General features: G+C 53.7%; 12 protein-coding genes. All 12 read right to left on the bottom strand.

Annotated features, from left to right (window positions below; genetic code table 11):
- Window positions 1-120 precede the first annotated feature (120 nt).
- Window positions 121-957: a ParB/RepB/Spo0J family partition protein gene (locus VEI96_11710; protein HXX58659.1), complete on the bottom strand. Its 837-nt coding sequence runs from the start codon at window positions 955-957 to the stop codon at window positions 121-123.
- Window positions 929-1,708 carry an AAA family ATPase gene (locus tag VEI96_11715; GenBank protein HXX58660.1) on the bottom strand — a complete coding sequence of 260 codons (780 nt, stop codon included), beginning with the start codon at window positions 1,706-1,708 and terminating at the stop codon, window positions 929-931. Before VEI96_11715 ends, VEI96_11710 begins: the two co-directional genes overlap by 29 nt.
- Before the next feature lie 84 nt (window positions 1,709-1,792).
- On the bottom strand, window positions 1,793-1,951 hold the full coding sequence (locus VEI96_11720; protein HXX58661.1) for a hypothetical protein: 159 nt from the start codon (window positions 1,949-1,951) through the stop codon (window positions 1,793-1,795).
- 235 nt (window positions 1,952-2,186) lie between these two features.
- A complete protein-coding gene (locus VEI96_11725; protein HXX58662.1) occupies window positions 2,187-2,552 on the bottom strand; it encodes a hypothetical protein in 366 nt (121 codons plus the stop codon).
- Window positions 2,553-2,755: 203 nt separating this feature from the next.
- Window positions 2,756-3,154 carry an ACT domain-containing protein gene (locus tag VEI96_11730; GenBank protein ID HXX58663.1) on the bottom strand — a complete coding sequence of 133 codons (399 nt, stop codon included), beginning with the start codon at window positions 3,152-3,154 and terminating at the stop codon, window positions 2,756-2,758.
- A gap of 95 nt (window positions 3,155-3,249) precedes the next feature.
- Entirely contained in the window at window positions 3,250-3,945 is a 696-nt protein-coding gene (locus VEI96_11735) for a uracil-DNA glycosylase (GenBank protein HXX58664.1), read from the bottom strand.
- A 70-nt stretch (window positions 3,946-4,015) separates the two neighbouring features.
- Complete coding sequence (gene rsmG / locus VEI96_11740) at window positions 4,016-4,798, bottom strand: 16S rRNA (guanine(527)-N(7))-methyltransferase RsmG (GenBank protein ID HXX58665.1); 783 nt, start codon at window positions 4,796-4,798, stop codon at window positions 4,016-4,018.
- 55 nt (window positions 4,799-4,853) lie between these two features.
- Window positions 4,854-6,728, bottom strand: coding sequence for a tRNA uridine-5-carboxymethylaminomethyl(34) synthesis enzyme MnmG (gene mnmG / locus VEI96_11745; protein HXX58666.1), 1,875 nt, complete (start codon window positions 6,726-6,728; stop codon window positions 4,854-4,856).
- Window positions 6,729-6,867: 139 nt separating this feature from the next.
- The gene (gene ispF / locus VEI96_11750) at window positions 6,868-7,341 is read right to left on the bottom strand and encodes a 2-C-methyl-D-erythritol 2,4-cyclodiphosphate synthase (protein HXX58667.1); all 474 of its coding nucleotides are present in this window, start codon (window positions 7,339-7,341) and stop codon (window positions 6,868-6,870) included.
- 50 nt (window positions 7,342-7,391) lie between these two features.
- Complete coding sequence (gene ispD / locus VEI96_11755) at window positions 7,392-8,090, bottom strand: 2-C-methyl-D-erythritol 4-phosphate cytidylyltransferase (GenBank protein ID HXX58668.1); 699 nt, start codon at window positions 8,088-8,090, stop codon at window positions 7,392-7,394.
- Between the two features lie 10 nt (window positions 8,091-8,100).
- Entirely contained in the window at window positions 8,101-9,111 is a 1,011-nt protein-coding gene (locus VEI96_11760; protein ID HXX58669.1) for a PIN domain-containing protein, read from the bottom strand.
- 111 nt (window positions 9,112-9,222) lie between these two features.
- On the bottom strand, window positions 9,223-9,474 hold a 252-nt coding region (locus VEI96_11765), incomplete at its 5' end, for a PDZ domain-containing protein (GenBank protein ID HXX58670.1).

A 9,474-nucleotide genomic window follows, 5' to 3' on the forward strand; every position in this document is an offset into this window, starting at 1 on the left:
CTCTGCAACTTCCAGAAGATTTTAAAGAAAGCAAGCTCGGGAATTTATCATTCTCGCCAGATACCATCGACCCGATCGAGGGCTCTTTCTGCAAGACATCGGGGACTACAGATGGACTCCTTAGCTTCCCTCCTGCATCAATATCTCCAGCAACCTGTCCAGCTCATCATGGGAATAGTACTCGATCTCTATCTTCCCCCTCTTGCCTTTATGGAAGATGCGGACTTTCGTGCCGAGGTGGCGGATGAGCCTCTCTTCGAGGGATTCTATCTGGGCGTCTTTTCTCTTCGGGCGGGACCTCTTTCTTGCTTCGCTGCTCCATTTCTTGGCGAGGGCCTCTGTTTCCCTGACGCTTAACCCCTTGTGGATTATCCTTCTCGCTGCCTCCAACTGGTTTGTCTTCCCTTCGATCGAGAGAATCGCCCTGGCGTGACCCATACTCAGGGAGCCGTCATTGATGAAGGTCTTTATCTCCTCGGGAAGTTTAAGGAGCCTGAGATAATTTGCGACTGTTGCCCTCTCTTTCCCGACCTTCGCAGAAAGCTCTTCCTGGGTAAGGTTAAAGTCCCTCATCAGCCTATGGAATGCCTCTGCCGTCTCAACGGGGTTCAGGTCCTCCCTCTGGATGTTCTCAATCAGCGCTATTTCGAGGGAATCCGCAGAGGCGACATCCCGTATCATCGCTGGTATCTTCTTGAGCCCGGCAAGAGAGGCCGCCCTCCAGCGTCTCTCGCCGGCAATGATCCTGAAGGTCCCGTCGCCTGTCCGTGAGACGATCACCGGCTGCAAGACCCCCCGTTCTTTTATCGATACCGCCAGTTCCTGCAGTGCCGACCCCTTGAAGACCTTCCTCGGCTGCTGCTCTCCGGGGATGATGCGGTTGATGTCAATATTGATAATCTCTTCCGCCTTTTCAGGGAGAAGGGACTCAAGCCCCTTTCCTAACGCCGTTTTCATTGAGGATCTCCTTTGCTAGGGAAAGATAACTCTGCGCTCCACTGGAGCGGATGTCATAGAGCATAGCCGGCTTCCCATGGCTCGGCGCCTCGCCGAGCGTGACGTTCCGGGGAATGACCGTTTGAAAGACCTTGTCCCCGAAATGTCTCCTCACCTCATCGGCGACCTGGTGAGAGAGGCTGTTTCTCGTGTCGAACATCGTGAGAAGGATGCCTTTTATTTCCAGGGAGGGATTAAATGAATTCCTCACGCGGTGAAGGGTCTTCGTGAGAAGGCTGAGACCCTCAAGGGCATAGTATTCGCACTGTACCGGAACGATAACGGAATCCGCTGCAACGAGGGCATTCAGAGAGAGCAGACCCAGGGAAGGAGGGCAGTCTATCAGGATAAAGCGGTATTCTCGCCTCGTCTTTGCCATGATCTGTGAGAGGATGCCCTCCCTGCCTTCCCTTCCGACCAGTTCGATATCAACGCCGAGGAGATCTACCGTAGAGGGCATGATATACAGGTGTTCGACATCTGTCGGTATTATCGCTTCATGATACTCACATCTCCCGGCATAGACATCATAGAGGCTGTTCCCTACCTCTTCACGGTTCACCCCCAGGCCGCTCGTAGAGTTGCCCTGGGGGTCCGTATCAACGATGAGTACCTCTTCTTCGGCCAGGGCAAGGGAGGCCCCGAGATTGATCGCCGTCGTTGTCTTGCCGACCCCACCTTTTTGGTTGACGATCGCGATGGCGCTGCCCATGACGATAATTCTATCAGAGGCTGAGGCGGCAGGGCAAGGTAAAGGAGACGGGTTGTTCCACGTGAAACAAAAAGTGTTTCGCTCTCAGTTCTTGCCGTAAGGACCGTTATGGGGACAGCCGGAGTCATCGGTCTTTACGGGACACTGAATGCCTGACAGGGATGGCAGAGGAAAGTGGCATATCCAGAGCGTAAGATCGGGTCTCTTGTCCGTCGGGATCCCCTTGCTTATCCTCTCGATCACCCTCTTCTCAAGATGGAAGCAGGATGTCTCCCCTGATAAGAAATGAACATTCATACCTACATATTTTACATTATAGGGCTCCAAGAAGTCTCATGCACAAGGGTAGAAGCAGACTCACCAGAAGGCGCAATAGGCAAAATAAAGATTCCATGGGTAATTAACTGTTTTGAAAAGCCCTTCTAGCCTTACCCGTTTCCGTCAAACCCTGTTCCACGTGGAACAAGTCCCCAAACGTTCAGTCTTTCTTTCCTGAACTCGATGTATCCAGTTCGAGGTGAAGCCGGTGGAGGAAACGGTGTATCACCGGAGCGAAGAGGACCGCGGCGATGGTAAGAAAGGCCACGCCGCTATAGAGCGCATAAAAGGTGGCGAAGAGTTTCCCGGGGGTGGTATGCAGCTCGTTGACAGGACCCATCCCGGTCAGGATCATGGACGCGTTTAGGGTGGCGTCAAGCCATGAAAGACTCTCAGTGTAATGATACCCGGAGGCTCCGAGGACGAGTGACAGGAAAACAAAGATGAAGGCTATAGAAACGCTGCGGACAAGTCGCCGCAAAAAAGCGGAAAAGGGAATCAGCGGTTCTCTATGGTTCTCAAACATGATGTCCTTGTCCTTATCAATGCGTCAGGCGGTCAGCGGCAACCCAGATGAACGTCATTTCCGCTCTTTGGTCGGCCGCATCGGAGGCCCGACCGAGAATCCTTCATGACGAAAGGTGCCGACAGTCCGAAACGACAAGAAAGCCTCCTTGTTTACCATCTGCAGTCAGGCCGCTAACGGCTCAGGGTGCAAAACACGACAGATTACTTGTTGACGACTTTAATAAGCTTCTTATCGTCGGACGTCTTGAAAACGCAGGTTGAAGACCTGCCGCTTCCAGCCGTTCCGTACATGTACCCTATATCGATGCCGGCATCAGCTACCTTTTTCGAAATCTTCTGCAACTCTCCCGACTTGTCCGGCATCTCTAGTTCGACCACATCATCCTCTTCGATCTTGACTCGCAGCTTGGTGAGCGCCTTCTTCGCCTTGGCGTTGCTGTCCGCTATCAGCATGAAATAGGCTGTTTCATCGATGGTATACGCGCATATCGATGTGATATTAACCTTTGCCCCGGCAATCAGCGTCGTGATTTCCGAGAGCGCCCCCGCCCGGTCCTGCATGCTGAAACTTAGCTGCCTCGCCTTTCTTGCCTTTACCATGCCCCTGCCTCCTCAATGATTATTCATGTTTCATTTTACCGAAGGGCTTTGAAAAGTCAAGGAACTTTCTCTCTCAACCATCCGCAGAAGGCCACTTACAGGGTTTTCTTAACTATTTCACCGATCTGCTCTCTGAATTTCCGTGCCCCGGCATTTGCGGGGTGTCTCACGGTATAAGCGTCCATCCCCTTTTTCGCGATGGCGCCGGCAGCTATTTTCCCTATGGCAATGATTATCCTTCCTGGGAGGAGCCTCAGAAGCCGCTCGAGAGGGGGAGATCCATATCCCAGTTCGATCCCGTTCGGCCTGCGGTTGCTGAGCATGCCTTTCTTTGCATCGAAGGGATGCCAGGGGAAAGCGTTCCACAATACAAAATCACCCGGCTTAAGACCTGCTCGCAAGAGCGTCCCCCACACTATGGTTGCGGTGGGTTCCGCAAACCCCTTCGGCATTATCTCGGGCCTGCTGGTACGCTGCGGTCCAAGACCGGGCAGAACGTCATGCGGGCAAATGCCCACTCCCTCCAGATATCCGAGAAGGATGCGCTCGGAAGTCATCGCTATACCGCTGAAATGCCCCCCTTGATATCCGATCGCCTCGCCGATAAGCAGATATCGGGCTGTCTTCAATCTCGTTTCGAGATAGTGCCTGAGCTGCCTTGTGCGAATCCACGGCGTGCGGGGACCCAGGTCGTTTTCACGGTCCACGTCCCTCCAGGGATTAAAGACGTTCTCGCTAGGAGACGAGCGTTGCAGGAGAGAGAGGAGATCTTCAATTTTCCCTCTCGTCATCCCTCCTCACGAAGGCCTTTCAGGATTCTCCCGCCCTGAAACGATCTGCGAACGCAACTGAGAATGAACCTCAAGACTTAGTCTGAAATCCCGGACACCCTTCAAATCCCCTACACCCAGCCTTTCTCAGACGGCAGTCGGCATTGATGCAAAGGTTCGGGCCTTCCGGTGTCACCCGTTGCCGGGGATTCGAACGATGCGGTGACGGGGCGGGCGACGGCGGTCTCTTTCTTGTAATTATTACTAAGTGTCGTTTCATGGCGGAAAGAGGCAATATTAGGCTCATTATCTCATGCTCCGGGATTCCTTCCTTCGTTGCCTTCACCTCTTCATACAGCCTCGGTCCCTTGCTCATGATAAGACTTCCGCCTTCTCTCACAAACGGACCTGCCTTCTTCGAAAAATCCGGTATCGAGAAAAGGGCCCGAGTCATCGCCACATCCACAAGGAGAGGCTCCAGGTCCTCAATTCTCTTCTCGATTATCTCAACGCCGCTGAGGCAAAGAGTTCCGGCGATATGCCTGAGGAAATTCGCCTTCTTCCACGATGGCTCCAGAAGATAGAGGCCGATCTCGGGACGCATGATTTTCAGGGGTATTCCCGGAAATCCCGCGCCGCTCCCGACATCGAGCACGCTGATCTCGCCCGGGGGCAGAGCCCTCAGATAGAGGAGTGAATCGAGGAAGTGTTTAATCACGATATCTTCATCGGTCTTCAGCGACGTGAGATTATATGCCTTGTTCCATTTCTTGAGTTCCGTGAGGTATGCAGAGAAGAGCCGCACCTGGTCCGGCGTGAAGGGCAGAGAGAGCTCCCTTAACCCCTTCACGATGAGTGAGTCTTGAGATGCCACGCTATTCCGCATTGATCTCATTCACTGCCGAACTCGCCGGGCACTATCGGCCCGTCTATAGTGCCTTACGCCGCCCCTTCTCTATCGCAATCAAAAGAAGTGACACTGCCGCAGGCGTGACCCCCGGGATCCTGCTCGCTTGGCCGATGTTTGCCGGCCTCACATCTTCGAGCTTCAGGATTATCTCCTTTGAGAGTCCGCTGATTGATGCAAAATTGAACCCATGTGGTATCCTCCTGTCGTCCATCCGCTTCAGTTTCCTCGCCATCTCCGTCTGCTGGAGGATGTACCCGCGATACTTAATTTCCGTCTCGACTTCCCTGCCGATATCTGCCGTCAAGGCGGGCTCCGGAGGGGAAACCTTCCTGATGAGTTCGTAGGTTACTTCCGGACGCTTCAAGAGCTGCCCGAGCGTGGTATCTTCCCTGAGGGTGGTGGTACCTAAGGCGGATAGCACCTCATTTACCTGTGGCGGTTTTATGCGAGTTTTCTCGATACGCGCTATCTCTCCCTGAAGGAGCATCTTCTTCTCTCTGAAGCGCCCATATGTCACGGCGTCGAGGAGACCGATTTCATGGCCTTTTTCCATGAGACGTATGTCGGCGTTGCCGTGTCGCAGGAGAAGCCTGTATTCGGCGCGTGACGTAAACATCCGGTAAGGCTCTTGTGTTCCCTTTGTCACCAGGTCGTCGATGAGAACCCCTATGTAAGCCTCATGCCTTCCGAGAACCAGAGGATCACGACCGAGCAGTTTCAAGGCGGCATTGATTCCTGCAATCAGTCCCTGCGCCGCGGCCTCTTCATATCCCGATGTACCGTTTATCTGGCCCGCAAGAAAGAGCCCCTCCACCTGCCTTGTTTCGAGGTTGTGTTTCAACTGGTGCGGATAAACGAAATCATACTCGATAGCGTAGGCAGGCCGCATTATCTCCGCGTCTTCGAGCCCCCGGATGGTCCTTACGAGCCTCTCCTGGACATCGTAGGGAAGACTGGTGGAGATGCCGTTCGCATAGTACTCTGTCGTCTCGAGGCCTTCCGGTTCAAGGAAGACCTGGTGCCTCTCCCGATCGAAGAACCTCACGACCTTATCCTCAATGGACGGACAGTATCGTGGACCGATAGACTTTATCCTGCCACTGTAAAGAGGTGAGCGGTCGAGACTTTCCCGTATTATCCTGTGAGTCTCACTATTGGTATACGTCACATAACAGGGGAGTTGGGGGTTCATGATCCTCTCCGTGGTGAAGGAGAAAGGGAGCGGCGGGTCGTCTCCGTATTGGACAGCCGTTTTAGAAAAATCTATCGATTTTGCATCCAGTCTCGGGGGCGTCCCCGTCTTCAGCCGACCCATTTTCAGTCCAAGCCCTCTGAGAGAGTCGGAAAGGCCGACTGATGGAAACTCTCCGGCCCTGCCCGATGGAAAGTTCTCGAGTCCTATATGGATAAGCCCTTTCAAGAATGTTCCGGTTGTCACAATGACGGTTCCAGCACCATAAAAAACCCCAAGGGAGGTGACAACGCCCTTTATTCTGCCGTCTTCTGCAACAATCCTTTCGACGGTGGCCTGCTTTATCGCTAGGTCTTCCCGGGATTCCATCACCGCCCTCAGAGAAAGCCGGTAAAGAACCCTATCCGCCTGCGCCCTGAGGGACCAGACCGCCGGCCCCTTCGATCTGTTGAGCATCCTGAACTGAATTCCCGCCCTGTCCGTATTCTTCGCCATTTCACCGCCCAGCGAGTCTATCTCCCTCACGAGGTGCCCCTTTGCAAGGCCGCCGATGGCAGGGTTACAGGACATCTGGGCGATCGTATCAAGGTTCATGGTAAACATGCATGTAGCCAAACCCATCCGCGAAGCGGCGAGCGCAGCTTCACATCCGGCGTGACCGCCTCCAATAACAATCACATCATACCGAGCGCTTTCTGTCATGCAGTTTAAACTCTATGGCAGGGAACACCGGAGAAACAGCACCGAGGGGACGCTGAAGAACATCGTTCGAAGGATATTACTGAGAGAGTCACTTCCGCGAGTCCGAGGGCGACTGAATCGCAAAAACCCTTCTCTCCCCTCACGGCAGCTTCTGCAAGAGACAGACTGCGTACGCGGCAATGCCTTCCCCGCGCCCGACAAACCCCATGCCTTCATCTGTCTTCGCCTTTACGTTGATCACGCCTGATGAAATGCCCGAACCGGACAGTCTCTCCTTCATCGACTCGATGTAGGGTGCAAGCCGGGGCTTTTCGGCGACAACCGTCGAGTCGATCCACGCAACTCGGTACCCGCTAGCAGACGCCAGATGCACGATATAGGTGAGCATCTCGACGCTCGAGGCATCCCTCCACCGGGGGTCTGTGTCGGGGAAATGCCTTCCGATGTCGCCGATCCCGAGGGCTCCTATGATCGCATCCGTAACGGCATGACAAAGGACATCACCGTCGGAATGACCGAGAAGCCCTTTCTCGAAGGGTATTTCGACCCCCCCGATAATACATCTCCTCCCCTTGATGAGCCTATGGGAGTCATAGCCGAAACCTATCCTCACGTCTCTTCTCCGTAGAGTAGCTTGCGTTTCCCCGGCCTCGCAGCCATTCTCTATCCGATCCCGGTTTTCCGCCTGAGCAGAACCTCGGCCATCGATATATCCTCAGGCGTCGTAATCTTGATATTGTCGTAGGATCCCATGACGACCCTGATGCGTCCCCCGGCCCTTTCTGCCAGTGCCGAATCATCGGTAGCATAGAATTGTTCTGCCATCGCCCTCTCATGCGCCTCCATGAGAAACCCGTAATGAAAAACCTGCGGCGTCTGAACTGCCCACAGCGCCTCTCTCTTCAATGTCTTCGTTACCATACCGTCGACGGTCTCTTTGATCGTGTCTTTCACGGGAACCGCCGCGATAACGCCGTCAACCCCGCTCATGCCGCCGAGAGCCTCTCTGACAAGTTCCGCGCTCACGAACGGTCTGACACCATCATGAATGAGCACAACATCGGCCTTCCCGTCCAGAAGCTTCAACCCGTTGTATACAGAATCCTGGCGTTCCTTCCCGCCGGGGGCAACCCTTCTGACCTTGGGGAAATGGTATCGCTCGAACAGTTTTCCGGCCATCGCCATATCAGATTCTTTGATTACGGGGATGATCTCCTCTATCTCGTCGATGCGCTGAAGGGCATCCAGTGTCCAGACTAAGAGAGGTCTGTCAAGCAGCGTGTAGAAGGGTTTATTCGTCCCTGGACCGAGCCTCTTCCCGAGGCCGGCTGCGGGTACAAGTGTTATAACCTTTTTTCCCATCGGACACAGGCTACTTTATGGTCTTGTATTCTTCCCTCTCGTATTCGTCCTTGGTCCTCGAGAATATCATCCTGCCCGCTGTTGTCTGCAGCACGCTCGTGACGGTCACGTCAGCGTTCTTCCCGATGAGCTTCCTTCCGTTCTCGACAACGACCATCGTACCGTCATCGAGATAGGCAACTCCCTGATTATACTCCTTGCCTTCCTTGATTACGAAAATCGCGAGCGTTTCCCCGGGCAGGACAACCGGTTTCAAGGCATTGGCGAGTTCGTTGATATTGAGCACCGCGACACCCTGGAGTTCGGCCACTTTATTGAGATTAAAATCGTTCGTTATCACTTTGGCATCATGAGTTCTTCCGAGTGCCACGAGCTTCGCATCCACTTCCTTAATCTTCGGGAAATCCTCGTCGGTTATGCGAACCGTTACATGAGCCATTTTCTGAATCCTGTGGAGGACATCGAGCCCCCTCCTCCCCCGCGCCCTCTTGAGCGGGTCGGGAGAATCGGCAATATGCTGAAGCTCCTGCAGAATAAACTGCGGCAGGAGGAATACCCCCTCCAGAAAGCCCGCTTCGCAGACATCGGCGATCCTGCCGTCAATGATTACACTCGTATCCAGTATCTTCACATGATCCTCCGTGCCCTGTCCCCTAACGATCCTGAATATGCCCGGTATCGTAAGGGTCTCTCCCCTCTTCAGGCCGATAAGGAGTCCTCCGTAACCAAATAACGCATTGAGAAAGAATGATACCAGGGATAAATCGATCGATATCATCCTGAGCGGGAAAAGAAGCAGGTTTGCGAAGAGAAGTCCGGCGAAAAGACCTGAAACACCTCCGATGATCTTTCCGACCGCAATCTTCCTGAATACTCTTTCAAGCAGTAAGGCGAGGATTCCGCACAGGAAGCCGATGCCGATTCCCTCGGGAATCGAGTTGAATGTCCGGCCTATGAAATAGCCGGAGAATAAGAATAGTAAAAGTATAAAAATGCGGAGAATTATTATCACCTGTTCCACCCCCTTTCCTCGTCAACCTTCTCATTGATTGCAGACTCATTCCCTATGCTGAAAAGAGAAAACAATCGCATCCCGCAAAGGAACAGGGAGATGAACTCCCTCTCTCCATGGTCACTTATTGAGCGGTAAATAGAATCTCTTGCCACCCCTGTTGACAAAGAGAAGCGCCGCATCGCCGGATTCTTTCGCTGCGGAAAGGCGTCTATAATCCTCAATCCCTGTTATCCTTTTCCTGTCTATTTCCTCGATTACGTCGCCCTTCTTCAGTCCCGCGTCATCCGCCGAACTTCCCTGCTCAATCCTCACCACTACGACGCCCTTCTCATCCGGACCGAGGCCGAGTTGCCTTGCGATCTCTTTCGT

This window comes from Thermodesulfovibrionales bacterium (assembly GCA_035622735.1).
GTDB lineage: Bacteria > Nitrospirota > Thermodesulfovibrionia > Thermodesulfovibrionales > UBA9159 > DASPUT01.

Excerpts from the sequence above, each read along its gene's own strand:
- ispD (HXX58668.1), bottom strand. The coding sequence starts at position 8,090 with ATGGGAAAAAAGGTTATAACACTTGTACCCGCAGCCGGCCTCGGGAAG.
- mnmG (HXX58666.1), bottom strand. The coding sequence starts at position 6,728 with ATGACAGAAAGCGCTCGGTATGATGTGATTGTTATTGGAGGCGGTCAC.
- VEI96_11730 (HXX58663.1), bottom strand. The coding sequence starts at position 3,154 with ATGGTAAAGGCAAGAAAGGCGAGGCAGCTAAGTTTCAGCATGCAGGAC.
- VEI96_11735 (HXX58664.1), bottom strand. The coding sequence starts at position 3,945 with ATGACGAGAGGGAAAATTGAAGATCTCCTCTCTCTCCTGCAACGCTCG.
- VEI96_11725 (HXX58662.1), bottom strand. The coding sequence starts at position 2,552 with ATGTTTGAGAACCATAGAGAACCGCTGATTCCCTTTTCCGCTTTTTTG.
- VEI96_11715 (HXX58660.1), bottom strand. The coding sequence starts at position 1,708 with ATGGGCAGCGCCATCGCGATCGTCAACCAAAAAGGTGGGGTCGGCAAG.
- VEI96_11710 (HXX58659.1), bottom strand. The coding sequence starts at position 957 with ATGAAAACGGCGTTAGGAAAGGGGCTTGAGTCCCTTCTCCCTGAAAAG.